Origin of the sequence: Sporolactobacillus inulinus (assembly GCF_006539285.1) — a bacterium.
Lineage (GTDB): Bacteria > Bacillota > Bacilli > Bacillales > Sporolactobacillaceae > Sporolactobacillus > Sporolactobacillus inulinus.
In genome coordinates, this window is record NZ_BJMS01000010.1 from 1 (window position 1) to 25,369 (window position 25,369).

At 44.6% G+C, this 25,369-nt stretch carries 25 protein-coding genes and 1 riboswitch; of the genes, 7 read left to right on the forward strand and 18 right to left on the reverse strand.

Going from position 1 to position 25,369, the window contains the following annotated elements; genetic code table 11:
- Positions 1-242 precede the first annotated feature (242 nt).
- Positions 243-2,063: an oligoendopeptidase F gene (gene pepF, locus SIN01_RS02070; protein ID WP_010025089.1), complete on the forward strand. Its 1,821-nt coding sequence runs from the start codon at positions 243-245 to the stop codon at positions 2,061-2,063.
- Between the two features lie 80 nt (positions 2,064-2,143).
- On the opposite strand, the gene SIN01_RS02075 is transcribed toward pepF, so the two are convergent.
- The gene (locus SIN01_RS02075) at positions 2,144-3,862 is read right to left on the reverse strand and encodes a methyl-accepting chemotaxis protein (RefSeq protein WP_010025088.1); all 1,719 of its coding nucleotides are present in this window, start codon (positions 3,860-3,862) and stop codon (positions 2,144-2,146) included.
- Positions 3,863-4,085: 223 nt separating this feature from the next.
- Between SIN01_RS02075 and spoIIP the strand changes: the two genes are divergently transcribed.
- Positions 4,086-5,174: a stage II sporulation protein P gene (spoIIP, locus tag SIN01_RS02080; protein WP_010025087.1), complete on the forward strand. Its 1,089-nt coding sequence runs from the start codon at positions 4,086-4,088 to the stop codon at positions 5,172-5,174.
- Positions 5,175-5,277: 103 nt separating this feature from the next.
- Positions 5,278-6,867 (forward strand): acyl-CoA synthetase MbcS, encoded by a 1,590-nt coding sequence (mbcS, locus tag SIN01_RS02085; RefSeq protein WP_010025086.1) that lies wholly within the window; start codon positions 5,278-5,280, stop codon positions 6,865-6,867.
- 51 nt (positions 6,868-6,918) lie between these two features.
- On the opposite strand, the gene SIN01_RS02090 is transcribed toward mbcS, so the two are convergent.
- From SIN01_RS02090 to SIN01_RS02105, 4 genes are read right to left on the reverse strand one after another with little or no spacing between them, the layout of a single operon-like run.
- The gene (locus SIN01_RS02090) at positions 6,919-7,686 is read right to left on the reverse strand and encodes an SDR family NAD(P)-dependent oxidoreductase (protein ID WP_010025084.1); all 768 of its coding nucleotides are present in this window, start codon (positions 7,684-7,686) and stop codon (positions 6,919-6,921) included.
- 44 nt (positions 7,687-7,730) lie between these two features.
- Positions 7,731-8,531, reverse strand: a complete 801-nt coding sequence (locus tag SIN01_RS02095) for an energy-coupling factor transporter transmembrane component T family protein (RefSeq protein WP_010025082.1) — start codon at positions 8,529-8,531, stop codon at positions 7,731-7,733.
- Positions 8,491-9,969, reverse strand: a complete 1,479-nt coding sequence (locus SIN01_RS02100) for an ABC transporter ATP-binding protein (RefSeq protein WP_010025081.1) — start codon at positions 9,967-9,969, stop codon at positions 8,491-8,493. Before SIN01_RS02100 ends, SIN01_RS02095 begins: the two co-directional genes overlap by 41 nt.
- Positions 9,956-10,552: an ECF transporter S component gene (locus SIN01_RS02105; protein ID WP_010025080.1), complete on the reverse strand. Its 597-nt coding sequence runs from the start codon at positions 10,550-10,552 to the stop codon at positions 9,956-9,958. The genes SIN01_RS02100 and SIN01_RS02105 overlap by 14 nt, the downstream gene beginning before the upstream one ends.
- A 103-nt stretch (positions 10,553-10,655) precedes the next feature.
- Positions 10,656-10,752: riboswitch (TPP riboswitch) on the reverse strand.
- Positions 10,753-11,009: 257 nt separating this feature from the next.
- On the opposite strand from SIN01_RS02105, the gene SIN01_RS02110 reads away from it, so the two are divergent.
- Entirely contained in the window at positions 11,010-11,465 is a 456-nt protein-coding gene (locus SIN01_RS02110) for a hypothetical protein (protein WP_141305923.1), read from the forward strand.
- A 75-nt stretch (positions 11,466-11,540) separates the two neighbouring features.
- Positions 11,541-11,744 (forward strand): hypothetical protein, encoded by a 204-nt coding sequence (locus SIN01_RS02115; protein ID WP_010025075.1) that lies wholly within the window; start codon positions 11,541-11,543, stop codon positions 11,742-11,744.
- A 1-nt stretch (position 11,745) separates the two neighbouring features.
- Here the strand turns inward: SIN01_RS02115 and SIN01_RS02120 are convergent, their stop codons facing one another.
- Both SIN01_RS02120 and SIN01_RS02125 read right to left on the reverse strand, forming a co-directional pair.
- Complete coding sequence (locus SIN01_RS02120; protein WP_010025074.1) at positions 11,746-12,126, reverse strand: YppE family protein; 381 nt, start codon at positions 12,124-12,126, stop codon at positions 11,746-11,748.
- Positions 12,127-12,245: 119 nt separating this feature from the next.
- Complete coding sequence (locus tag SIN01_RS02125) at positions 12,246-12,545, reverse strand: hypothetical protein (RefSeq protein WP_010025072.1); 300 nt, start codon at positions 12,543-12,545, stop codon at positions 12,246-12,248.
- Positions 12,546-12,781: 236 nt separating this feature from the next.
- Here SIN01_RS02125 and recU point away from each other — a divergent pair, with 236 nt between their 5' ends.
- Both recU and SIN01_RS02135 read left to right on the forward strand, forming a co-directional pair.
- The gene (gene recU, locus SIN01_RS02130) at positions 12,782-13,384 is read left to right on the forward strand and encodes a Holliday junction resolvase RecU (protein WP_010025071.1); all 603 of its coding nucleotides are present in this window, start codon (positions 12,782-12,784) and stop codon (positions 13,382-13,384) included.
- 82 nt (positions 13,385-13,466) lie between these two features.
- Positions 13,467-15,911, forward strand: a complete 2,445-nt coding sequence (locus SIN01_RS02135) for a transglycosylase domain-containing protein (RefSeq protein ID WP_141305924.1) — start codon at positions 13,467-13,469, stop codon at positions 15,909-15,911.
- A 49-nt stretch (positions 15,912-15,960) separates the two neighbouring features.
- Here the strand turns inward: SIN01_RS02135 and SIN01_RS02140 are convergent, their stop codons facing one another.
- The 11 genes from SIN01_RS02140 to SIN01_RS02190 form a co-directional block, all read right to left on the reverse strand.
- Positions 15,961-16,485: a YpoC family protein gene (locus SIN01_RS02140; RefSeq protein WP_010025068.1), complete on the reverse strand. Its 525-nt coding sequence runs from the start codon at positions 16,483-16,485 to the stop codon at positions 15,961-15,963.
- Complete coding sequence (gene nth, locus SIN01_RS02145) at positions 16,460-17,137, reverse strand: endonuclease III (protein ID WP_272947197.1); 678 nt, start codon at positions 17,135-17,137, stop codon at positions 16,460-16,462. Before nth ends, SIN01_RS02140 begins: the two co-directional genes overlap by 26 nt.
- 14 nt (positions 17,138-17,151) lie before the next feature.
- Positions 17,152-17,850: a DnaD domain-containing protein gene (locus SIN01_RS02150; RefSeq protein WP_047034747.1), complete on the reverse strand. Its 699-nt coding sequence runs from the start codon at positions 17,848-17,850 to the stop codon at positions 17,152-17,154.
- A gap of 144 nt (positions 17,851-17,994) precedes the next feature.
- On the reverse strand, positions 17,995-19,287 hold the full coding sequence (gene asnS / locus SIN01_RS02155) for an asparagine--tRNA ligase (protein WP_010023137.1): 1,293 nt from the start codon (positions 19,285-19,287) through the stop codon (positions 17,995-17,997).
- Between the two features lie 31 nt (positions 19,288-19,318).
- Positions 19,319-20,503: a pyridoxal phosphate-dependent aminotransferase gene (locus tag SIN01_RS02160; RefSeq protein WP_010023139.1), complete on the reverse strand. Its 1,185-nt coding sequence runs from the start codon at positions 20,501-20,503 to the stop codon at positions 19,319-19,321.
- Between the two features lie 39 nt (positions 20,504-20,542).
- Positions 20,543-21,034: a cell wall elongation regulator TseB-like domain-containing protein gene (locus SIN01_RS02165; protein WP_010023140.1), complete on the reverse strand. Its 492-nt coding sequence runs from the start codon at positions 21,032-21,034 to the stop codon at positions 20,543-20,545.
- A 340-nt stretch (positions 21,035-21,374) separates the two neighbouring features.
- The gene (locus tag SIN01_RS02170; protein ID WP_010023141.1) at positions 21,375-22,364 is read right to left on the reverse strand and encodes a biotin--[acetyl-CoA-carboxylase] ligase; all 990 of its coding nucleotides are present in this window, start codon (positions 22,362-22,364) and stop codon (positions 21,375-21,377) included.
- A complete protein-coding gene (locus tag SIN01_RS02175) occupies positions 22,322-23,536 on the reverse strand; it encodes a CCA tRNA nucleotidyltransferase (RefSeq protein WP_010023142.1) in 1,215 nt (404 codons plus the stop codon). Before SIN01_RS02175 ends, SIN01_RS02170 begins: the two co-directional genes overlap by 43 nt.
- Before the next feature lie 36 nt (positions 23,537-23,572).
- Entirely contained in the window at positions 23,573-23,986 is a 414-nt protein-coding gene (gene mgsA, locus SIN01_RS02180) for a methylglyoxal synthase (RefSeq protein WP_010023143.1), read from the reverse strand.
- Positions 23,987-24,029: 43 nt separating this feature from the next.
- Positions 24,030-24,842 carry a 4-hydroxy-tetrahydrodipicolinate reductase gene (gene dapB / locus SIN01_RS02185; protein ID WP_010023145.1) on the reverse strand — a complete coding sequence of 271 codons (813 nt, stop codon included), beginning with the start codon at positions 24,840-24,842 and terminating at the stop codon, positions 24,030-24,032.
- 19 nt (positions 24,843-24,861) lie between these two features.
- A complete protein-coding gene (locus SIN01_RS02190; RefSeq protein ID WP_010023147.1) occupies positions 24,862-25,185 on the reverse strand; it encodes a nucleotide pyrophosphohydrolase in 324 nt (107 codons plus the stop codon).
- Positions 25,186-25,369 lie beyond the last annotated feature (184 nt).

Genomic DNA, 25,369 nt, shown 5'->3' on the forward strand with positions numbered 1-25,369 from the left:
AATTTATTAAAGGTAAGATCACTTTTTAGAGAGTACTTAAATTCGCTAAACCCTGAAAATCCTGCCTTTGTGCCAATTTACAAATGAATGACCAACTTGAATTTTTCAGTCTTCTTTTTGCTTAAACGATTGTGGGTCGTCTTATGGAATGGCTTTCTTTTGATTGCGTGCGCCATAACCTACAGATTTGCTGGCTATATGCTAAACTATAGAGAACGAATGATGAGAATTGAGGGATAGCATTGGAACAACGGTTAAAAAGAGAGCAAGTGCCAACAGAACAGACTTGGAATCTCAAGGATCTGTTTCCTACCCAAGAAGCCTATGTAGCAGAACTTAATGATATGAATGTTGAAGTAGCGAAAATCATTGCACAAAAAAGCAGCATGACCAACAGCAGCAAGGCGCTCTATCAAGCCTTGGAAACCTATTTCGCTTTAAAAGGTCGGCTTTGGCGTCTATCTGCTTACGTGAGCCTGAAGCAATCCGCCGACAGCAGCAACGCCGAAAACCAAGCGGATGCCGCTCGCGTTGATGCGGTCATTACTGAAATTGAAACGCAGTTGTCTTTTTTTGAGGATCAATTGATGGCTGTAGATGAAAACAAACTGGCGGATTTTGAGAAAGCCACGCCTGAACTGAAGGAATACGCACCGTATTTTGATAAGCTTTTGCTTCGAAAACCACATCGCCTGCATCCAGAAGCAGAAAAAACGATTAAGGCATTTTCGGAAGTGCTTGATGCTCCCTATACAATCTATTCACGCAGTAAGCTTGCCGACATGCAGTTTCATCCGGTTACTGACAGCAAGGGCACATCATTGCCTATGTCTTTCACACTTTATGAAAACAGATACGCATCGAGTCGTGATACCACGTTAAGAAGAAACGCCTATGCATCATTTACCGAAACCCTTGCCACCTATACGAATACCTTTGCTGCCGTGTATGCTGCCGAAGTTGCAAAAACGATTGCACTTGCCAAACTGCGCGGTTACAAATCAGCAACGGAGTATATGCTTCAAGAACAACAGGTAAGCGAATCAATGTACATGAACCAATTGGATATTATCTACAAAGAACTGGCACCGCATATGCGGCGTTACGCAAAAATAAAACAAAAGTCTCTTAAACTGGATCGCATGACCTATGCCGACCTGCTTGCTCCGATCGATACCTCCGCCCCACAAACGACATTTACGGATAGTAAAAAAGTGCTTCTTGAAGCCTTAGAAATAATGGGCCCGGAATATCATGCAATCATTGAAGAAGGTCTCAATAACCGTTGGGTGGACTACGGCGATAATATTGGAAAATCAACCGGCGGCTTCTGTTCTTCTCCATACGGTGCGCATTCCTATATCTTAATGACTTGGACCGGAGACATCCGCAACATTCTCACCCTTGCCCATGAATTCGGACATGCCGGACACTTTATGCTCTCTCAAAAGTATCAAAAGTTAGCGAATTACCGCCCTTCCCTATTTTTTATTGAAGCACCCTCTACGATGAACGAATTGATTCTCGCCCGTTATCTGAAACAGCAAGCAAAATCAGATGAAATGAAACGATCGGTCACCGAACGTCTTTTGAGTACCTACTATCACAATTTTGTTACCCATCTTCTGGAAGGTGTTTATCAGCGGAAAGTATTCTGCCTGGCCGAAAATGGCGAGGCATTAACAGCTTCAGTACTGACCAGGCTATTCAATGAGACGCTCAAAGGGTTTTGGGGTGATGCCGTTGCACTTGATGAACGTGATGGATTAACCTGGATGCGGCAGCCGCATTATTACTCAGGATTGTATTCGTACACGTACTCCGCAGGACTAACGGTTGCAACGGCAGTTGCTGCTCAGATTGAAAAAGACGGTCAGCCAGCAATCAATCGTTGGCTCTCTGTTCTAAAAGCAGGTTCAAGACTTACCCCGCAGCAATTGATCGAAAAAGCGCATGTCGACATCACAAATCCGGAAACAATTCGCTCTGCCGTTGGTTATGTTAGCTCACTTGTAGATGCTATGCAGACTGCTCCGCCCAACGAACACAGAGCAACTGTTTAAAAAGAGCTGCCGACAATCACATCGGCAGCTCTTTTTTTATGTGGATAAATGAATCGCTTGCAGAACTTGACTGGAAAATATTAATGCTCTAGTCTGAAGCGCTGAATCACCTTTTCAAATTGATTGGACGTATCTTCGATCATTTTTGCTTCCTTCATGTATCGACCAATGGATCGCTCAATTTTGTTCATCGACTGATTCACTTGAGCAACACTTGCCGCAGATTGCTGAGAGACTGCAGCAACTTCAGTAATTGACTGCTTCATTTGCACACCGATCAAGCTGACCTCATTCAAGTTTGACGATACATCCGTTAAGCTTGATCGTATATCAAGTGCATCCTGATTAATGACTGATAATACTTCCCCAGTATTTGTAATCTGCTGGACGCCATTCGCCACCTGTTCTTGACTCGCATTTAGCGCATCCTTGACACGATCAAATCCCTTGTACACCGCGCTGAGCATCAGGGATATCTCCTTTGTCGATTCAGAGGTTTGATTCGACAGGTTTCGTATCGAATCGGCGATTACACTGAATCCACTGCTCTCTTGATCTGTTCGCGCCGCTTCGATCGCCGCATTTAACGCCAATAGATTGGTTTGCCCTGCAATGTGGCCAATGGATTCAATGAATTTAGTCAGTTGTGCCAATTGCTGCTTAAACTCTTCCATTTTGCGGCTTGAGTCGTTCACACTCAATTTAATCGTCTTCATGTGCTGCTGCGAGTTTTCAATCATTGACCGTCCGGTTTCCGTCAAGTCTGAAGCGTCCTGTGCTTGATGGAGCACTGAGGAAAGCATGGCAACTTCCTTGGTTAAGCGTTCGCTAAAATTCTCAGTGAACTGTGCGATGTGGACGGTATTTGCCGCTTGCCGATCAAAACCATGGGCGAGTTGATCCATGATTCGGATCATCTCTTTGCTTTCCGTTGAGACGGACTGGGTCGATTGAATTAACGCTTGTCCACTTGCTTTAGATCTTTTCGCTGCCTCAACCATCATCCGAATCAGTCCGAGCAGATCAGCTTTCATTTTTTCCATGGAATCTGCAATCAAGCCGAGTTCATCTTTATTTGTTTTTGCTTTCTCATGTTCGGTTAAGTCGCCGCCAGCGATCCGTTCGGTAAGTCCAATGACGTATCTGAATGAGTGCTTCATTTCTTTGCTGACGCGCCATGTAATCGCGCAACTGATTAAAAGCGTCACGACGATACTCACGGCTAGAAAAAGCATCGCCCCGACGACTTGTTTTCGAACAAGATCCATCGCCCGTTGCTGTTCATCAATGACTGAATCTCGCAATTGATTAATGCGCTTTATGCTTCTTGCTTGAATCGCATTCTGTTCTTGATGCACTCTTGAAAGTTCCTTTTTCTGATTCATCAGAACCGCAGGCACAAATTCACTTTGAAAAAGATTAAACAGCCGTGAATCATCAGTTATAATCTGAGAAAACCATTTTTTCTGATCGGGTGTATTCATATAAGGCTTTAAATTCTTTTCCGCTTGGTTGAGTTTGGTCTGCTCTTGCGTGTACAGCTTCACAGATCGGTCCCCAGGTTCGAGAAGATAATCAATGATGCGCGCATCTTTTGATTTAAATAGTGTTCCAATTTCAGTAATTTGCGCCGCACGTTCACCCGCCGCACGTGCTTCCTCTGCTCCTTTCATAGACTGGTAAAGTAAAAGTGTTGATGCTGCAGCTGAGAGAAACATCAGAATGATGACTACCCATAAGCCAACTGAAAATTTCATGCTGATTGTACTTTTCTCCCACAGTTTGCGCATTCGATTCATCGTTTCACACACTCCATTGACCTGTGTCGTTTCCTACTCTATAAGTGTTCAATCAAATCGAACGCAAATAAAGAGGTAAAACGTTAAAGGAATGTAAATTTATCTTTACACTTTCTTTTTGACGGATTCATTTATCGGCTACGCTTGAAAAAATACTTCTATCTTGTCCCCTTCGGATCATAGATTAATAGAGCAGCATGCAGCAAAATCGGGAGGGACAAGCTTGAAAAAAATCAATCCAACACTAAAAATGCAGCAAACAGCCCAACCATCGCTCCTCTTCCACTACCTTTTTTTTATCACTTTGGTTTATGGTTTGGCGATTTTGATCAGTATCAGCCAATTCAAAATTGGCGCCGTTGAAGACGCAATGCAAAAAGCTGACTGGCCTGCCGAGGTACTGCTCACTGAAACCTTTGGCAATGAAAATAACGTCTTTAACCATGCATTGGACAAGCAAGAACGTCCCAAATCGCTTTCTCATGTTATCTTTGAAGCAATCACGGAGCTACATTTTGATGACAATCGCAGCCTGTTTGGCTCTGAGCTTCCAGGCTTTTCGATTTATAATACACGAATTTTTGTCGCCGGAAAGGGACTGAATTATACAAATCTCCCCAAAGATAATCCCCCGCCGCCACAAATTAATATCGAAACGCCTGAGCCTGATGAACCGAAACAAGATGAACCCAATAAAAGCAATGAGAAGCTAAAAAAGACGGTGTTGCTCTATCATACGCACCCATGGGAGTCGTATAATCCAATCAACAATGGACAGGTCACCACAACCGATCCGAATAAGAGTGTCGCCATCGATGGAAAAGAAGTCGGCCAAGTGCTTGCGCAAAACGGAATTGGTTATGTCCATCTGATCAAGCAAGGATGGGGCTATAATGAGGCATATCAAAGTTCACGAGCGATGGTTCAAAAGGAATTGAAAAAAACATCAAGCCTCAACTATCTCATAGACATTCATCGTGATTCTTCTGGAAAAAGCGTCACGACCATGAAAATCGGCAGCACCTCATTTGCACGCATCAGTATCATCATTGGTGAAGCGAATCCAAATTATTCTGCCAACCTTTATCTGGCTAAAAAAGTAAAATCCGAGCTTGATAAGCGTTATCCAGATCTAGTTCGTGGAATTGTCGGCAAAACAAAGTTAACGGGAAACGGGGTATACAATCAGGATTTGTCAAAGAATGCCCTTTTGGTTGAAATTGGCGGTATCGATAATAACCAACAGGAAATCACGCGCAGTTCTCAAGCATTCGCCGAAGCCTTGGCTAAGATCATCAAACAAAATAATTAAAAAGAGTTGTAATATTTAGCACCAGGTATTAATATTAACCTATAACACCACTTTTGAATGGCTTACTTCAAAAGTGAACCTTATAGGGAGATGGGCGAAAAAAATGGAACTCACAGACCTTATTGCACCACAGAAATACAATCTTACAAATGAAATTGATCGGTTTGATTCAGATCGGATCGCTTTGTACTGGGAAAATGAAGCGGGTGAAAAACGAACCGTTACCTATCATGAACTCATTCAAAAAGGAAAGCAATTTGCCAATGTACTCAACCATTTAGGTATAAAAAAAGGCGATAAAATCATGACGATCGTGCCGAGAATCATCGACGCTTACGTCATCTATCTAGGTGCCTTGCGCGCAGGGATTGCGGTCATTCCAGGCTCTGAGATGCTGCGCTCCAAAGATATCAGTTATCGCATTAATCAGGGTGAAGCAAAAGCAATTGTCGTTTATGAAGCATTCACCGAACAGGTGGATCACATCGATGAGACGATGCCATCTCTTCAACATAAGATTTCCGTTGCCGGCGAATCAAACGGATGGCTTTCAATGGACCGGCTAATGGATCAAGCGCCGACTACCTATACAACTGTTGATACAGAGAAAGATGATATGGCTTTTCTCACCTACACCTCCGGAACAACGGGCACGCCTAAGGGCGTGGTGCACACCCATGCATGGGCTTATGCTCACCTGAGAATTGCTCCCGAACGTTGGCTTGATGTACGTGAAGGAGATACGGTATGGGCAACCGCAGGTCCAGGATGGCAGAAATGGATTTGGAGTCCTTTCCTTTCCGTGCTTGGAAAAGGCGTCACCGGTCTCGTTTATTTTGGACGCTTCCATCCGGAAAAACAGCTTCAGCTGCTTCAAGATTACAAAGTTAATGTCCTTTGCTGCACACCAACCGAATATCGATTGATGTCCAAAGTCGACCATTTGGATCACTATGATCTTTCCCAGCTTCATACCGCCTGCTCTGCAGGAGAAGCGTTGAATCGGGGCGTCATCGATGTATTCAAGAATACGTTTGATCTTCAGCTCAAAGATGGCTATGGTCAGACCGAAAGCACCTTGCTGATCGGTACGCTCGTTGGTAAAGATATTCGCATTGGCTCAATGGGACAGCCGATCCTTGATGAGTTTATCACGATCATTGATGAAGAAGGTCATGAGGTTCCTGAAGGCGTTGTCGGAAACATTGCTGTTCGCCGCGATTTTCCAGCACTGTTCAAAACCTATTATCAGCAGCCGGAGCGGTATCAAAAATCAGTTATCGGTAATTACTTCCTAACCGGTGATCGTGCGTCAAGGGATAAGGACAACTATTTCTGGTTCAAAGGCAGACGTGATGATATCATCATCAGCTCGGGTTATACAATCGGGCCTTCAGAAGTTGAGGATGTACTTCTGAAGCACGAGGCGGTTAAAGATTGTGCCGTCGTCGCCAGCCCTGATCCAGTCCGTGGAAACATTGTTAAAGCCTTTGTTATTCTGAAAGAAGGCTACAAAGAAAGTCCGGCTTTGATACCGGAGTTGCAGAAGTTCACGAAAAAAAATACCGCTCCATACAAATATCCAAGGGCGATCGAGTTTGTTAGCGATTTGCCTAAGACTGTATCAGGCAAAATTATGCGTTCCGCGCTGCGCGATTTGGAACTTCAGCGGGCAAAAGAACAGCAAAACTAAAAAATTGCTGCATTAAAAATCCGAAAGGTGCTTATGACCTTTCGGATTTTTTTAGTGCTTTGTTGGTCGCACTGCCATCTTCACAGCTTTCGCGCCCAAAATTCTTGGGAGAAATTTTGCAGCAACAGCACCGAATTGATTAAGCGCACCGGGGATAACAACCCGCTTCCCCCGTTCCATTGCTTGATAGCCAAGCTTTGCTACCCGATGCGCATCCATCGAGCGGCTGAAGAGCCGTACATTTTCCGCGTGTGCGGTCGTTCCAAAATTTGTATGCGTTGGTCCAGGACATAGCGCAGTTACCGTCACCCCGCTTCCCTTCAGTTCTTCAGACAGTGCCTCGGAAAAAGAAAGGACAAAGGCTTTCGTTGCAAAATACACCGTCATATATGGGCCAGGCTGATAAGCAGCCGTGCTTGCGACATTCATGATCTTTCCTGATCGACTTCTAATGTCGGCAAGAAAATAATAGCTGAGTTCGGTCAGTGCGCTGCAATTAAGTCGGATCATGTCACTCATCGGTTCGATCGGCACTTGATCGAAACGACCAATTAACCCAAACCCTGCATTATTAATGAGCCGATCAACGACCAGCCCCCTCTGCTTTACCTCCTGATAAACCTCGCGAGCGGCATTCACAGCACTTAAATCTTTTTTGATGATCGTAACGTTCCGATGCGGCATCTCATCTTTCATCTTGCCCATCATCTTTTCGTTGCGTGATACAAGGATCAGGTGCACCGGTTCATGAGCAAACAATTTTGCGAAAGCATTGCCGATCCCGCTTGTAGCTCCCGTAATTAATATTGTTTTGACCACTTTATCCCTCCCAACATCCTACACCAATCATGCACTGTTGAGACTCAATGATCAAGAACATTCGTATACGGGGTAATCGGCAGAACATTCGAAAGAACAAAACCGAGTGTTACCGTACAAAAAATAATGAGCACAAAGTAAATATCCTTTTTGCTCCAGTTGATTTTATAATAATAGGTTCGTTCCGCAGTCATCGAAAAACGCTTTGCTTCCATTGCAATTGCCGTGCGCTGTGCACGGCGAATCGATTGAGCGAGCATGGAAATGCAATAACGGGTCATACGCTTGCAGAACTCATTAAGTCCTTTTTGACGGTTCATCCCGCGCACACGCATCGCCTGGCGGATCTTCACAAATTCCTCTGCCATCATTGGAATCATGCGAAAAGCAGCCATAAACCCATAAGCGTATCGGGCTGGAACGTTCAGCTGCTGCATTAATGAATAGAAAAACGGAACCGGCTGCGTCGTTGTTGCAAAAACCATGCCGATTAAGCTAAACGTAAACGTTCGAAGACCGAGCAGTATTCCTCGAGCCAGACTTTCCCGTGTAATGAGGATCAGTCCTTTTTGAAAAAGGACTGAACTGCCTTTTCCGAAAAAAATCATCGCCGACGCACTAAACAGCGAGACGATTAAGGTCAGAATCACAAACCAAAACGACCACTTGCCTGATAACCCGCCGACAAAAAAATACAGGATGAAAAACAAGAGTGCTGTCCAAATCATTGTATTTAGATTCGTGACGAACAGATACAAGATGAACAGCGAAGAGACAAGGAGAAATTTCAGACTTGGATTCACTTTAAAAAATAATTTGTTCGTGTTTCCCCAAACCGTATCCATGCCCCTGCTCCTTTCCTACACCTTCATCTTGTGTATCCATCACAATGGATCCATTCTCAACCTTTAGGATACGGCTGGCAAAGTGTCGTACGATCTCCATCTCATGAGTCACCATGATCAGCGTCGTTCCCCTCTGTTGGAGCTTTTGAAATAAATCGAGTAGTGCAAACGTATTCTTGGCATCCTGTCCGAATGTCGGTTCGTCCAAGATCAGCACATCCGGGTAAGTGATTAATGCGGATGCGACACTCAACCGCCGCTTTTGCCCCATCGACAGTTGAAACGGATGCTGATGGCGCTGTTGTTCAAGAGAATAAAGGCGTAAATGGTCTTCAACACGATCGGCACATTCAGGCTCATCCAGCTTTCTAACCCGAAGGCCAAACGCAAGTTCATCCTGGACCGAATCGGTAACGAACTGATATTCAGGATTTTGAAAGACGAATTGTACATGTTCGGCAGGATCTCCAAAGGACCAGACGCATTTACCTTTTGATTTAAGAAGTCCCATAATGCCTTCGATCATCGTGCTTTTCCCTGCTCCGTTTTCACCAATGATTGCAATCCATTCCCCTTTGTCAATGTTTAAAGATGCAGCAAAGAATTTAACTTCCCTTTGCCTGAGCACGGCAAAGTTATGAAGTCTGAGTTGACGCTCGCCTTGAATGGATTTCTTTGAATCATTTTGCTGGTGAATGTGGTGGTTCATCCAGCTTCTCGGATGCCAGATCCCATATTCATCCAGCTTTTTTTCGTAACGGGACAGAATCTCCTGTTTTGGGCCATCGGCAAAAATGGCTCCTTGTTCGTTGAAGAGAACGACGCGATCAATAAAGTCAAGCACGTGATCAATTTTATGTTCAACGATAATCAGCGTACGGTCATTTCCAATCTGTTGCACGGTCTCCCACAGCTTGCGGGTCCCGGATGGATCAAGTAATGCAGTCGGTTCGTCCACGAACAGTACTTCCGGTTCAAGTGCGAGAATACTGGCAATGGCCAACCGCTGTTTCATCCCTCCTGAGAGCGTACGAATCAACCGATGATTATCGGTCAAATTCAGATCGACTAAGTTCAGATAGTGCTGAATCAGAGACGGCATCTGCTCTCGGGGTACACGTCGATTTTCCAGAACAAATGCAATCTCCTCATCAACATACGGCATGCAGAACTGAGTGTCAGGGTCTTGAAAAATATACCCCCAGTTTTCCGGTATCACGCAGTGTTCTGCGCGCATCGGTAATTGGATACTGTTTGGAATGAGACCAGAAAGAACTTGAAGCAGTGTGGACTTTCCGCACCCTGACGGTCCTAAGAGCAATACTCGCTCACCTTTCCTATAATGAAAGGAAAGATCTTTAAATAACATCGATTTTTTCTTTGGGAATGCCAGACGCAGATTATCAACGCCCCACTCTTCCCGTCTACTTAAGGACATCGTAATCTTCCTTGGTTACCGGACGAAGCGATTGCGTGACACCGGTCTTCTCAAGTCCTTTAACCAAAGCATATGGAAATAAACCTGAAAGTAAAATGGAACCAATTAAACGAAAAACGATGTATAAGATCAGATTCCATCCGGCGAGTAAAGGCAGGTATGCGTAGCCGGCATCAAGAATGATTGATGCAATTAATGCAGCGAATGCGGACAATGAAGCAACGCCGATCGAAAATTTCTTGTAGCGCCATGCGGCAAAAATCGCTTCTGAAAATGCCCCTTGAAGCAAACCATAATAGAGGTTGATGACGCCCCCGCTACCCGCAAACAGCATTTCAGCGAGCGCTGCAGCGGTCTCTGCCAGAAATGCAACACCGGGTTTACGAATTAAAAGTGCAGCAAATGGTGCCGCTATAAACCAAATTCCATACAGAAGCGCATCCAGATGTATTCCGAGCGGCTGTACCAAATCATAGACAGGTCCCATTAAACGAAAGACCAGTCCAAAAACAAGTGCAATCACGATCGTTACAAGAATATCGGTTAAATTAAGCTTCAGATTACGGCTTTTTTCATGAGCCATATCTGTTCCCCCTTTAATTTTGATTGTTCCCCCATTCATCCGGTCACCTTGTTTGAAAAGTTCAAAAAACCGCTTTCATTGTACGACGAAAGCGGTTTGAATAACGTTTAAGTTACCACTTTCCTACGCTGGTATTAACCAGATCAGGTCCAAGGGTCGGGACCATGCCCTCTCAGCAAACAGCACCCCTAGTGGACGAACGAATCATTTAGTTTTTCTAACAGATTAACCATACTATACCTTCACGAAATGTTCAAGATTAACCCCTTGAATGATCATCAATTGTCCAATCCATCATGCTTTCCCATGTATAGAATGCAGCGCTGTGAATTAAGCTAAACAAAAAAGATCGGAGCTGTCGCAAATGCTGCTAGGTCGTTCTTCCCGCACACTGCTGGTCGCTGTTCTCCTGCTATCCAGTCTTATTTGCCATCCTACCCACATACACGCAGAATCAATGAATGAACTTATCAAAACCGTTCAACCCGAAAACAGTCAGCAAATGGTCCAACAATCGGACCTTATCGTATACGCGCATCTGAATCAATCAATCAAAAGATGGAATACCGGAAAACGATTGCCTTCCGGTGCGCACTTTGTCAATGCAGAACAACTGCTGCAGATTCATGAAGTGCTCAAAGGCAGCGTTCAGGAGCCGGTTAAACTGCTGACGACCGGGATCGATCCACTTCCCCAGCCGTCGGATCCTCTAAATAATCTCTATACAGGACCGCTCGCCGACGGAGATTACCTTCTTTTTTTGAAATCCTACAGCCAGACGCAGCACTATATCCTAAATGGAGGATTTGCCGCCGTCTATCCGGTTTATGCTGGGAAATTAATTGCACTGAATGAAGGGTTTAAAACATTCAATGGCAAAACGATTGCTGAGGTAAGACCAATGCTTCACTGAATCTTCCACCTTATGCATATTTTCATCGGACAAGCCATATAGTCTATCAAAGTCAGTAATTAGGGGGAAGCATTCATGGAAAAAACACATACCACACCATTATCCAAAAAAAATGATCCATTAAATGATTCGTTGCAGCAGCTCAGACAAAAAATTGAGCACCTTTCTGCTGAAGAATGCTTTGAATGGGTCACAAAAATCATGTACTATGCAATTCTGTTTCTGGGCATCCCCTATTTCATCTTTGTTCTGATCTCATTTATCCGGATGGCAGCATGATTCACTTTAGGTCCTGCTCCAACTGCTCTTGAATATTTTCCAAAACATAGTCAATCGATTTAATGGTTTCATAAAATCGCCGTCTGCGCGTGTCCTTCTGAAATGCCGTAACACAGATAATTGTTAAGTTATCGCTAGTATCCTTAATTTGTATCGGAAAAACATATCTTGGTTTGCACTTTCTGACCCAATGTTCCGCTAATGGACGCCATTCATCAACAAGCTTTTGCATTGCATCGGCAAATGGCTTGACCTTGCCATAAAAGTCGGTCTGATACGCTTCATCCTGTGTTTGTTCCGCATACTGTTGATAGGCGGTTTGGTTGAACTCCCTCAGCTTTACCGTCAGCTGATGCAGCCGGGACTCTGATTCAATAGGCACACTGATTCACTCCATAAACAAGTTGATTAGGTTTAGTGTATCATGACCAAATTGTCAATTCACCAAGTCTGCTCATTGTGATTGATGAAACGTCATCCCAAGCGTGCCTGTTGCATCATTCAGGCTGAACGGTTCTGATCCTTAGAGTCGTTTGTGTTCGGTTTAAATAATATCGACTCTAGTCGGTCTGAATAGTAGATTTCTGTACCACGAGCCGCTTTTTCAAGCATCCGATCCACCTGATTCATTTTCCTTTTTGAATGGTCCATCTTTCTTTTGCATAAATCCAACTGTTGTTCAATTAACTCACTATTATTGCGCATAATTTTTTGATCCAATTGTTCCAGTTGCAAGGTTAAATAATCCATCCGAAAATTCAGTTCACGAACCGACATACCAAGGCTTTTTACTGAGTGCATGGACGTCCCTTCTCTCATAGTTTGATTAATTTAGAGGTTCAATAAAAGAGAGAGATCACCTGCACACTCGACAAAACTAGCAGCAAACTTTCAAAACTAGCCCTTTCTCGCAAGCAACCTCGATCGATTGGATCGTTTTAAATAAAATTAACCCCTTCGCAGCGTACTTTGGTATACTGTTCTAAGAATAGAGCAGACTACACTGCTTTTAATGAATGGAAAGGAGCAGCCGCATCATGAACGTCTTTTATCCCAATGGACAGCCCTATAAGGGAAAAAGTCAAGCGGTCCAATCCGCCCCCGCTTCGGATGTCGTCTATGGGCACCGCGGCATGTCATTAGAAGAAGATTTGAACGTGACAAACCGTTATTACATCGAAACGGATCAGGCAGTGATTTACAAAAAGCCGACACCAATACAAATTGTCCATGTAGACTATCCGAAGCGAAGCGCTGCCAAGATTACGGAAGCTTATTTTCGTAAAGCTTCTACTACCGACTACAACGGCATCTATCAAGGGAGATACATAGACTTTGAGGCAAAGGAAACGACGCACGAGAACTATATTCCCTTAAAAAATTTTCATCGCCATCAAGTCGAGCATATGAAACGGATTAAACGACACGGCGGTATTGGTTTTATCATTGTCAAATTCACAAAGAGTTCGGAGATTTTCCTGCTTGATGCGGATTATTTAGCGGCAGCTTGGGACGAATCTTTAAACGGCGGCCGCAAGTCAATCCCGAAACGAATCTTTCAGGATCATGGTTCATTGATTCCGCAAAAGTATCTTCCACGTGTCGATTATCTTCAAAATGTGTGTGAAGTCTACTTTTAATTAAGTCATAATCAGCGGGAACTCTCGAATACTATGTCACGTAAACCATGGGACAGGTTTTTTTGGAAAGGTAGGATCAGTCATGGTTGAATACCATACCCGAATGGAAAGACGGCGCGCAGCCGAAGCAGAAAAACAGAAAAACGAACCACATAAACCTGCAAAAAAGAAAAAGAAATCCGGTGGAAAAAAACATTGGGTAAAACGGACTTTCATTCTTTTATTGCTGGTTTTCTTATTCTTGATCTTGGCTGGGACGATTTTCGTCTTCGCTGTGATCGGTAAGGCGCCGGAATTAAAGGCGAATGCGTTGCATAATGAAATATCATCGGTCCTCTATGATCAAAATGATAAGAAAGCAACAGATGTCGACTCCGGCGAGCATCGCATGTATACAGATATCGATAACATCCCTAAAAGTATTCAAGATGCTTATATAGCCACAGAGGATGTTCGTTTCTATAAGCATATCGGTATCGACCCGATTCGAATCATGGGTGCAGGCGTCGCCCAGTTTACGAAGGGGGATAAATCTGAAGGAGCAAGTACGATCACACAGCAGGTCGTTCGTAATGCAATGCTCACTCAGAATAAGACCTTTACACGTAAGATTCAAGAAATGTATCTAGCGATTCAATTGGAGAAAAGTTACACCAAAAAGCAGATTCTTGAGTTTTACTTAAATCAAATCTATCTCGGCGGGGGACCCACTTATGGTGTAGCCGCTGCTTCTGAACGCTATTTTGGCAAAAATGTTAAGAATGTCACTTTAGATCAAGCAGCAATGCTTGCGGCGATGACCCGGAACCCCGGCTACTATGACCCGATCAAGCATCCTGATCGGGCAAAAACACGCCGTGATTTGGTTCTCGACTTGATGGTGCACAATCATGCCATCTCCTCGGAAGAAGCAGCGAAGGCAAAAACCGTTTCGATGAAGCAAATGACAAAAGGACATCGGAAAATTAAGGTCAGCAATCGCAAATATAGCGCCTTTCTTGATTTCGTTCGCAAAGAACTGGTTGAGGATAAAAAAGTAATTACGGAACAGGAATTCAATTCGGGAGGATTGAAGATCTACACCACTTTGGATCCGGAGATTCAGAATCAGGCGCAAGACGTGCTGAATAATAAACAAAATTTCCCGGTTGTACAAAAGAATTTCAACGCCGGCGTTTCGGTGATTGATACGCAAACTGGAGCGATTCGTGCCCTTGGCGGAGGGCGCAACTACACCTATTTAATGAACAACAACCGCTCTTATAAAACAGCGGGAAGCGGCAATGTCGGTTCCACTGCCAAACCAATTATGGATTATGGTCCAGCCATCGACTATTTACAATGGCCAACCGACTTTCAAGTCGACGATACACCGGATGTTAAATACAGTTGGGGAAAAAAGATCAATGACTTTGACCATCGTTTCCTTGGCCCAATGACAATGCGCCGAGCGCTTTACCTGTCACGAAATGTTCCTGCTCTGCAAACCTTCCAGAAGGTTGATCAGGCGAAAGGTACAGGTAGTATTCGTACATTTGCCAAAAAGCTCGGTATCCCAAGCGAAACGCTTAAAAAGCTTGGCGAAAGCTATTCAATTGGCGGCGGCGGATTCAGTTCCAACCCGCTCGAGATGTCCGGCGCGTATGCTGCCTTTGGCAATAAGGGAATATACAATCAGCCCTACGCAGTACGAAAAATTGTAAAACCGGACGGAGAAGTGATTCAGCTGAACCATACACGTCGTGTTGCGATGCATGACTATACGGCATACATGGTGACCGATATGCTTAAAGATGTCATGACGAATCCGCGAGGGACCGGGCGCAGTGCAAATATAGCCGGATCAAACATGGCGGGTAAAACCGGCACACATAATATTCCTGATGATTACGCGAAGCAATATGGGATATCAGACGCACAGCAAAGTCATGGCGCCCTCGCCTCTTGGTTCGTCGGCTACAATACACGATTGACTACCGCTGTATGGACGGGTTACGAAGTTAAAAATGAGCAAAAAAATGACAAAGACTATGGTACTTTTCTCGGGCCGACCGAACAACAATATGCAAAAACCATTTTCAGAAACATTATGGCTCAATTTATGGTTGGTGCTCCGGATTTCACAAGACCAAATTCCGTTGAACCATTGAGCAACGGAGAATTGGCTGTGGCGCATTCAAATGTCACGAATCACTTCGGCTCGGGTAAGTCGGATGCATCAAGCAGTGAAGGCAGCAGTGAGCAAAGCAGTTCTTCAAGCAGCGAAAGCAGCAGTAGTAGTGAAGATAGCAGCAGCTCCGTACCTCCTGAGTCGTCAAGCAGTGTTCCTGCGGAGAGCAGCAGCGGAGGTTCATCACCTGCCTCTCCTCCGGGCTCATCTTCATCAGTACCACCTGCTTCTCCTCCAGGCTCATCATCATCGGCACCGCCTGCTTCAGCTCCTAAGTCCTCTGCTCCACCGGCGTCACCTGCGGCTACCAGCAGCAGTGGATCGACCAGATCGCCTGCAGGCAGTGCACAGCCTTAATCGCTAGAAAAAGCCCCCATCACAATGATGGGGGCTTTTTCTGCTTTCATTAATCTTTCTTAAGACGGCGCATGTTCGCTGCTCTTTTTTTGGTAAATTCCTGCTCCAATTCATCCAACTGAATAAACGCCAGATAACGCGCCGGTTGACGAAGCAAGTAACCAAGTCGTTCCTCAATGTTCAATGGTGCGCATGGGGCATCCTTGATCTGTTGGATCAAATCGTCATGAACTAATGAGGAAACCGGAGCGCCCGCAGACCAGCAAAGCTGATCAATGAATGCAGCAATACAACGAACCATTGGCTTTCGAACCAAAGCTTGATCACGCTGACGAAAAAGCACGCGAAGTGTTTCGCTGCGCTCCTTCCAATAGGCATGAAAAAAATTGCACGCTTCCTGCCAGGGCCATTTTTCCAGCTGATTGGGCCTATTTATATAAAGTAAATCATAGAGAAAGGGAATCTGATAAACCGCTTTTTCCGACAGCATACCGTCAATAACCTGCTGCTTTTCGTAAAATGGGAAAATTTGGAACGATTGAGGCAGTTCAAGCTTTGGAAATGGCTTTGTCAAACTTGCTTTCACCTCTTCTCATTCGTTTCTGTCCTTCACGGCACACGTCAAGAAGCGGACATTCCGGACACTTCGGATTCTGTGCTCTACAATGATAGCGTCCGAAAAAAATCAAACGATGATGCGTTTCCGACCATTTCTCCCTGGGAACACGCCGCATCAATGTCTTCTCGACTTCAAGGACACTGTCCTTCCATCGGCAGATCCCCAGTCTTTTGGTTACCCGTTCAACATGTGTGTCAACCGCCAGTGCGGGTTCACCAAATGCTACCGAGACAATCACATTTGCTGTTTTTCGTCCAACGCCGGGAAGTTTGATGAGTTCGTCACGAGTTGTTGGTAGCTCACCATTATACTTCTCAATCAGCATCTGACACATTTGCCGTATATGTTTTGCCTTATTACGGTAAAGACCAATAGAGCGCAGATCATTTTGGAGTTCTCCAATGGGTACAGCCAGATAGTCCTCAGGTTCGTGATATTTTTGAAAAAGACCCGGGGTGACGCGATTGACTAAGGAATCGGTACATTGTGCGGAAAGCATCACCGCAATCGCCAGTTCAAAAGGATTGGAATGGTTTAATTCACAATGAGCATTAGGAAACATGTCTGCGATCGTCGTTAAGATGTAGTCACATTGTTTTTGGTTCAGGAGTTTGCACCTTCCTAATCGAGTTTGCCTAGCCAATTATACGTCGGCATTTTCGGAACATCGCTTTTTTCTTGATTGGTCCCTGTATTGTGATGCTGGTGGGCTCTGATTTTTTCACCATGTTTCTTGGCTTGATCCAATGTTTTGATCCCGTTTTTCTTCCAGTCAAATAAAATTCGATCTATATAACGGAAATTGATTTTTCCGGATAGAACTGCTTCACGCAAGGCGCCTTTGATCAACGTTGGCGAATGGTGATCTTGATCCAGCCACATCGCAAGCGTCTCGCACTCAATTGGCGAAAGTGGTCTTCCAAATTCATTTTCAAACAACGTATACAGCTTATCATCGTTTTCTGTTGACACCTTGCTCACCCTTTTTGAGTAAGCGGCGCGAATCAGCTTGTTCCAAAGTGGTTCCAAAGAGTATGCTTCAGAATAAATTTTACGATCATTTTTTTGTATGATTGCCAAATAGCCGCGTTGGATTAAGCTACGCAGACAATCCGCGCACGCAGTTTCGTCAAAACTCATTCTGCTCGCCAAATCGTCAAACGTTGGAAAATCGTCACCTTTACTTAGAAATGAGTGGATTTGAATCAGCACCATACATTCCTGCTCATTCAAACCAATACCATGATAGTTTTCAATAAGTAGTGACGGGACAGTGACACTGCCCTTCTCGACGAGTTCAAGCATGAAATTCATATCCATAATTCGATGACACCTCATTATCCATTATAGCATGGATCATCACAGACTGCGGTCATGTACTGATGGAGATTCTCTCTAGTTGCACCGCAAAAAGAGTAAGAGACTCGGGAACACCCGAGTCTCTGATCATCATAATAACTTCGATTAAGGATAGATACGGTTCAACAATCTCGGGAACGGGATGGTCTCACGGATGTGATCCAATCCGCAAATCCATGCGATTGCTCGTTCTAGACCCAACCCGAATCCTGAATGCGGAACCGTGCCGTATTGGCGAAGTTCCAGATACCACTGGTACGCAGGATCCGTAAGATGGAACGCTTCATAGCGCTTCTTCATCAGGTCCAGATCATCGATTCGCTGGCTTCCGCCAATAATTTCACCATAGCCTTCCGGTGCCAAAAGATCGGCGCAAAGAACGACATCGTCACGTTCAGGATCCGGTTTCATATAGAATGCCTTAACTTTTGTCGGGTATTTCGTAACGAAAACCGGGACATCGAAATGTTCAGCAATTGCTGTTTCATGAGGTGAACCAAAATCGTCGCCCCATTCGATATCGTCAAATCCTTCTTTCTTTAAGAAGTCAATCGCTTCATCATAGCTGATTCGCGGGAACGGCGCTTTAATCTTCTCCAGTCTTGTCGTGTCACGCCCAATCGCTTTAAGCTCCGGTTGACAATGGTTCAGAACACGTTGAACAAGATAAGACACATAGTTTTCTTGGACCTTTAGATTTTCCTCATGATCGCAGAAGGCCATTTCCGGTTCAATCATCCAGAATTCAATCAAATGCCGCCGTGTTTTCGACTTTTCAGCACGAAATGCCGGTCCAAACGAGAATACCTTTCCAAAAGCCATTGCAGCAGCTTCCATATACAGCTGCCCGCTTTGCGAGAGATACGCATCACGATCGAAATATTTTGTATGGAAGAGATCGGTGGTTCCTTCTGCTGAACTTCCGGTCAGAATCGGCGGATCAACTTTAATAAAGCCATGATCATTAAAGAAATCATAAGTTGCTTTGATCACTTCATTGCGAATGCGTAAAATGGCATGCTGCCTACTGGAACGCAGCCACAGATGCCGGTGATCCATCAAGAACTCAACACCGTGCTCCTTAGGGGTGATCGGGTAATCATGCGCCATTTGAATAATTTCCAGGTCAGTGACCGTTAACTCAAATCCACTTGGCGCGCGTTTATCTTCGCGAACACTCCCCGTAACATAGAGCGAGCTTTCTTGCGTCAATTCTTTCGCCGTTTCCCAATTTTCTTCACTAATTTCATTTTTTAGAACGACGCCTTGAATAAATCCAGTACCGTCCCGAAGTTCCAAGAAGGCAATTTTACCGCTTGATCGTTTGTTGGCCAGCCATGCACCAATGGTCACTTCATCGCCTAAATGATTTTTCACTTCAGAAATTCTTACATTCATTTTTCCACAACCCCCGAATTCATATAACTGATTACTTTGTATGTTCTTTAATAAAATGTTCGATGCGATCGAGCGCTTTTTCCAAATTATCTAAGGATGTCGCATAGGATAAGCGGATATAATCAGGCATACCGAACCCTGCACCGGGAACCACGGCAACCTTTTCTTCGTCTAGTAATGCTTTGACCCAATCTGTAACACATGTAAAACCACATGCATCACTCAATGGTCGTACATTTGGGAAGAGATAAAAGGCACCTTGGGGCTTGACGCAAGTTACACCAGGTAAATTTATCAATCTCGGGTATATTGTATTTAATCGTTGTTCAAACGCTTGGCGCATGTCTTCGATACTTTCTTGAGGACCATTATACGCCGCAATTGCCGCATATTGTGACACTGACGCCGGGTTTGATGTACTGTGACTTGCTATATTGGTCATCGCTTGAATTAAGGCCGCATCCGCTGCCGCATAGCCGATGCGCCAACCAGTCATTGAATGCGACTTAGAGACTCCGTTCACAACAACCGTCTGTGCTTTCACCGATTTAGACAATTGTGCAATTGAGAAGAAATGGTTTCCATTATAAACGAGTTTTTCATAGATTTCATCTGAAATAATCACAAGATCATTTTTCACACAAAATTCAGCAATCGGTTCAAGTTCTTCCTTAGAATAGATCATCCCTGTCGGATTACTTGGCGAATTAATCAGCACTGCTTTCGTTTTTGCAGTGACTGCTTTTTCCAAATCAGCAACCGTGATTTTGAAATGACTGCGCTCGGAGGTTTCAATTGCAACCGGAACGCCTCCAGCTAATTTAACCTGTTCCGTGTAGCTTACCCAGTATGGGGCGGGAATAATGACTTCGTCGGATGGATTCAGCAAGGCTTGGAAGAGCAAATAGAGAACGTGCTTCGCACCATTTCCAACAATAATTTGATTTCGTTCATAGTCAAATCCTTGATCACGCTTTAATTTCTTAATAATGGCATCCTTCAGTTCTGGAAGACCTGCCGAAGGCGTATATTTCGTATGTCCTGCTTGTGCAGCCTCATTTGCGGCATCAATAATAAATTCAGGTGTATTAAAATCTGGCTGTCCTGCCCCTAGCCCGATGACATCAAACCCACTTGCTTTCAATTCATTTGCCTTCGCTGTAATGGCAAGCGTGCTTGACGGAGTGATCATCTCCGCTCTTCTTGCAAATTGCATTCTCTCTTCCTCCCTGAACATTTATCAAAATCAGCACGGTCACAAATTTAGAATTCGTTGTGCTTCTTTCCCAGAATCAAAATAAAATGAAACATAATTATAATGTTGATTCGTGCTTAAAAAGGTAACTTCCCATACCGGATTGCCATTGATTGCCCCGAGTCGAACGGAAATGAGTCGTTTAACATCAAACATTTGACGTTCAAAAAGGGCCAAGACTTGATTCTTTGTTAGCCCGTCACTTGCTCTGCGTTCAATATAAGCAGCTTTTTTCGAATCGTCGGGCACCCAAAAATAGACCGTTTTCCCATTTCTTTTTGCCTTCACCACTTGATAGGCATCTGTTCCATGATACGCTGAAACAGAAAGCACGCGATCAAAGGAATAATGCTGCTTTGCTTTGTCAACCGCTGCTGCCGCGTCACGCGTTTGATCACTCATGTTGCTTGAATACAAATGCCAAGCACCAAAAATCAAGATCAATAACACAGTAAAAGCAGTGCCATAAATCCATGTTCGTGTTGTTCTCAAAAAATCACCCGAATCACTTTATGTATCTGGCGAACCACGCGTCACGCGGTGCCGCCATTGCCAAATACTGGCGGGTATTACCCTTACCCTTTCCGTTTAAACTACGCCTACCCAGTTATGGGAAAAAAGCTCCTGAAAACCGACTGATGCATTGCGGGTAAACCCGGTCTTTCGGGTTTATCTTCATTTGCTCAGCAAAATAATCGTATCGATTCTGCCGGCAGATTGCAAGATCATTTTGTTTGAACCATCCGTTGCCCTCATACACGAACTGCGTGATTCCACCCTTTTAAATAATTATAACAAAATGCTGCTCGTTCTGTGCGATAATTGAAACGCTTTAATCCCACTCAACATCTGCAGAATATACATTTGCAATGGTTCCATCCGTCTTTTTCAATCGCAGCACTCCGTCATCATTAATCCCCAATGCCGTACCAATGAGAACGCGTCCCCCAGGTTGACGTACTTTTATCTGTTTTCCTAAATTCAGCGCACGCTTTTCCCAAAGCGGTCGTATTTTTTTAAATCCTTCGCTCAAATACAACTGATACAGCGTCTCAAACGAAGCGAAAAATTGCTGCACAATCGGCGCTAAGGCAAACTGTTTTCCTGTCAGCGATGCAAAGGAGGCTGCCTCGCTTTTTATTGGATCGGGAAAAGCAGTTGTATTGACATTAAATCCGATGCCGATTACCACAGCTTTTACATAAGTAGCCTCTGCCATTAGTTCAGTTAAAATTCCGACAAGTTTTTTTCCTTCAAACAATAGATCGTTTGGCCATTTGATGCCGCATGACAAGCCTGCCTGTTTTTCAATGGTTTCAGCCGCTGCCACAGCGGTTAGTAATGTAAGCTGCGGCGTTTGGTCGATCGGAAGCTCCGGTCGCAAAATTAAGCTCAACGCAATGTTCGTCCCACGCTGCGATTGCCACGTATGCCCCAGTCTTCCACGCCCGCTTGTCTGTTCATTGGTTAGTACAACGGTTCCGTGCTCAGCACCTTCATCAGCAAGGCGCAGCGCTTTTTTCTGTGTTGATCCTATTGAGTCATAAAAACAGATGTGTCGCCCAATTACCTTTGTTGTTAGATGGGCGCTTACCGCTGCTTCACTTAATCCCATTGGGGCATCAATAAGCTTATAGCCTTTTTTTTGTACCGATGAGATCCGATACCCTTCAGCGATTAGTGATTGAATGTGCTTCCATACTGCCGTTCGTGAGCAGCCGATGTGTTCAGAGATCCATTGTCCGGAAAGAAATTGATCATTGTGTGTATAGAGCAGTTTTAGAATTGCTCCTTTTGTTGAGTGCTCCACTCTTTGAACCATAATCGAATCTCCTCCGTCTCATTTTTTACCCGCTCATTGACTACTTCACGCTCGAGTTCACTGATCACTTGAGCAAGCCATGGTCCCGGTCGTTTGTTGGCCCACTGTTTGAATTCATTTCCAGTTGCGGCAAGTTCCGCTCGCGAATGAATCGGACATGCTTCCCATATCCTCCTGACGTCACATTCCCGATCAGCCAAGCTGCTTTGCGAAATCATTCCCAGTGCAGCGCATACACGATCAGCAGCATTGGCATTGTCCTGCCCCGCTGAATAAACCGCTTCTCTCGTCCACGCTTGCGCCTTGCGCAGTTGCAACAAATCTAAAAGACGGGCGGTTTGCTGTCGCAGGCGGTTGGACCACTTCCATGCTTTTGCAAAGGCATGGCTGTCCTTGATGCCAAGTGCGGAAAGAAATGCAGTCCATCGCTCAGCATCAGAACGAAGCACAGTAAAATGAACGTCAAGGACCTCCTTAGCATCTGCCTGCTCAAGCAGCGGCAGTACATGGATGCACTGCGTTTCAAAAAGCAGCCGGAGCGCTTGAGTCACCGCTTTTCCCGCAAGCAGACGCGTCATTTCCTGATTCACCCGTTCAATGGAAATATTTTTTAATAGCGCTGCCTGCTTGCGAAAAGCGTGACACTCACTGCTGCCAAGTGTAAATTCAAGCTCTGATGCAAAGCGCATCCCACGCATGATGCGCAGCGGATCCTCAGTGATCCGCTCCTCAGCACACCCCACTGTGCGAATGCGTTTCATGCGCAGATCACGTTGTCCATTGAATAAGTCAATGATTTTTCCCGTTCGATCCATTGCTAAAGCATTGATGGTGAAATCACGCCGCATCAAATCCTGATCCACCGAGGACACAAAAGCAACCTGACTGGGATGGCGATAATCCTCATAAGCTGCTTCGGAACGAAACGTGGTGACTTCATAAGTTTTTCCGCCTGAAAGAACGGCAACCGTACCGTGATCGATGCCAACCGGTATGGTCCGTTTAAATAGAGAGACAACGTCAGCTGGCCGCGCCGACGTTGCAATATCAATATCATGGATTGGTCGCCCAAGCAAATAATCGCGTACTGCTCCGCCAACAATATACGCATCAAATCCATGTGTGATTAATTGATCAAGTAATTGTGCAGCTTGCTTAAAAGGAAAACGCAAAAGGACACCTCATTTATTTCAATACAAAAACTGTGCTTATTTATTTTCTTTGTTCTGATGCAGAAGCTCTCGCCAATGCAGCTCGCCATGCATCAATGCATACATCAAAATCTCTGCTGAAGCGAGATTTGTCGCAAGCGGAATACGGTATACGTCGCTTAATCGCAGCAGAGCATTAACATCAGGCTCATGCGGCTGAGCAGTCAGCGGATCGCGAAGAAAGACAACCAAATCCATTTGATTGGCGGCAATCATTGCACCAATCTGCTGATCACCGCCTAGCGGTCCCGATTGAAAGCGATGAACCGTTAAGCCTGTCGCCTCCATCACCTTCAATCCTGTTGTTCCAGTCGCATACAATTCATGCTTTTTTAATAGTGATTTATAGGCGATGGTAAAATTGACCATTTCCGGTTTCTTCTTATCATGGGCAATCAATGCAATCTTCATGCGTTTAGAACACCTCGACCCTTTGGATGCTCGTCCATGTCATTTAATCAAGAATATTTTCAAGTCCATATACTAATGTTTCTAAATCCATTACTGTCTCTGCCGCATAATGCACACCGTTCATGAATGAAGCACGATCCATGGAATCATGACGAAGCGTGAGCAGCTCTCCTTTACCGCCGAAAAGGACTTCTTGATGGGCGATTAACCCAGGAAGACGAACACTGTGAATCCGCATTCCTTCATAATCAGCGCCGCGTGCGCCTGGAAGTGTCTCTTTTTCATCGGCTGCACCTTGTTTTTTTGCTTGGCGTGTTTTTGTCATCAGTTCAGCTGTTTTAACAGCTGTTCCAGATGGCGCATCCTTCTTCTTATCATGATGCAATTCAATAATTTCTGCATCGGGGAAATACTTTGCAGCCATTTGACTGAACTTCATCACAAGCACGGCACCGATTGCAAAATTTGGGGCAATGATGCCGCCAAGTTTTTTTTGATCCATTTGTGCACGGTATGCCGCAACTTCATCATTGCTGAATCCGGATGTACCGATAACCGGACGTACGCCATAATCAATTGCCTTTTGAAGATTGCGTTTTCCTGACTCAGGATTGGTGAAGTCAATCAGGACATCCGCTTGCTCATTCGAAAAACAAGCGTCAATGTCCGTATAAATCTTTGCACTTGCTTCCTCTGCTCCTGGAACCAGCTCTGAAACACGTGCGCCATCATGACCATGGTCAACCGCAGCCACCAGTGTCAGATCGGGCGCCTTCTCGATCATACGAATGGTTTCCGAACCCATTCGTCCTCTCGGTCCGGCTACAATAATGCGAAGTTCTTTTTTCTCAGTCATGTTATTTGAGTTCCTTTCCTTATTTTCTTGTCCACCGATCCTTGTCACGCGTTTGGAATTTATCCAACACCGTTGTCAAAGCTTGTCCTAAATCAATATGCAGACTGTTCGCCATGCAGATGACGACAAAGAGCAAGTCGCCAAGCTCTTCTTCAACGGTTTTTTCAGCTTCGGTCGGTTTCTTTTTCTTCTCGCCATAATAATGATTTATTTCTCGCGCCAGTTCACCGAGCTCTTCCGTCAATCGAGCAGTAAGCGCTAGCGGCGAAAAATAACCTTCTTTAAATTGGCCGATGTATGCGTCGACATCATCTTGAAACTTTTTTAATGGTTTCTGTTCCATAACAATCCCCTCACCCCTGCTTTTCCATTTTAGCGAAAAAAAGAGCGGTATGCCAAAAAAACACTGATTGCAGTTGGATTATACCACTGTTTTCCATCCGATGAAAATCATTCAAAGAAATTGTTTTATCATTGCCGCTTCATGGGTATTGAAGTATTATTTTGTAAACCGTATGATTAAGGTT

Coding starts and splice junctions, on each gene's coding strand:
- SIN01_RS02170 (WP_010023141.1), bottom strand. CDS start 22,364: ATGGTTCAAAGAGTGGAGCACTCAACAAAAGGAGCAATTCTAAAACTG.
- SIN01_RS02125 (WP_010025072.1), bottom strand. CDS start 12,545: ATGCACTCAGTAAAAAGCCTTGGTATGTCGGTTCGTGAACTGAATTTT.
- SIN01_RS02160 (WP_010023139.1), bottom strand. CDS start 20,503: ATGCAATTTGCAAGAAGAGCGGAGATGATCACTCCGTCAAGCACGCTT.
- SIN01_RS02095 (WP_010025082.1), bottom strand. CDS start 8,531: ATGGATACGGTTTGGGGAAACACGAACAAATTATTTTTTAAAGTGAAT.
- SIN01_RS02075 (WP_010025088.1), bottom strand. CDS start 3,862: ATGAATCGAATGCGCAAACTGTGGGAGAAAAGTACAATCAGCATGAAA.
- SIN01_RS02135 (WP_141305924.1), top strand. CDS start 13,467: ATGGTTGAATACCATACCCGAATGGAAAGACGGCGCGCAGCCGAAGCA.
- SIN01_RS02100 (WP_010025081.1), bottom strand. CDS start 9,969: ATGTCCTTAAGTAGACGGGAAGAGTGGGGCGTTGATAATCTGCGTCTG.
- SIN01_RS02105 (WP_010025080.1), bottom strand. CDS start 10,552: ATGGCTCATGAAAAAAGCCGTAATCTGAAGCTTAATTTAACCGATATT.
- mgsA (WP_010023143.1), bottom strand. CDS start 23,986: ATGAAGATTGCATTGATTGCCCATGATAAGAAGAAACCGGAAATGGTC.
- mbcS (WP_010025086.1), top strand. CDS start 5,278: ATGGAACTCACAGACCTTATTGCACCACAGAAATACAATCTTACAAAT.
- SIN01_RS02150 (WP_047034747.1), bottom strand. CDS start 17,850: ATGGATATGAATTTCATGCTTGAACTCGTCGAGAAGGGCAGTGTCACT.
- recU (WP_010025071.1), top strand. CDS start 12,782: ATGAACGTCTTTTATCCCAATGGACAGCCCTATAAGGGAAAAAGTCAA.
- dapB (WP_010023145.1), bottom strand. CDS start 24,842: ATGACTGAGAAAAAAGAACTTCGCATTATTGTAGCCGGACCGAGAGGA.
- SIN01_RS02115 (WP_010025075.1), top strand. CDS start 11,541: ATGGAAAAAACACATACCACACCATTATCCAAAAAAAATGATCCATTA.
- SIN01_RS02110 (WP_141305923.1), top strand. CDS start 11,010: ATGAATGAACTTATCAAAACCGTTCAACCCGAAAACAGTCAGCAAATG.
- asnS (WP_010023137.1), bottom strand. CDS start 19,287: ATGAATGTAAGAATTTCTGAAGTGAAAAATCATTTAGGCGATGAAGTG.
- SIN01_RS02190 (WP_010023147.1), bottom strand. CDS start 25,185: ATGGAACAGAAACCATTAAAAAAGTTTCAAGATGATGTCGACGCATAC.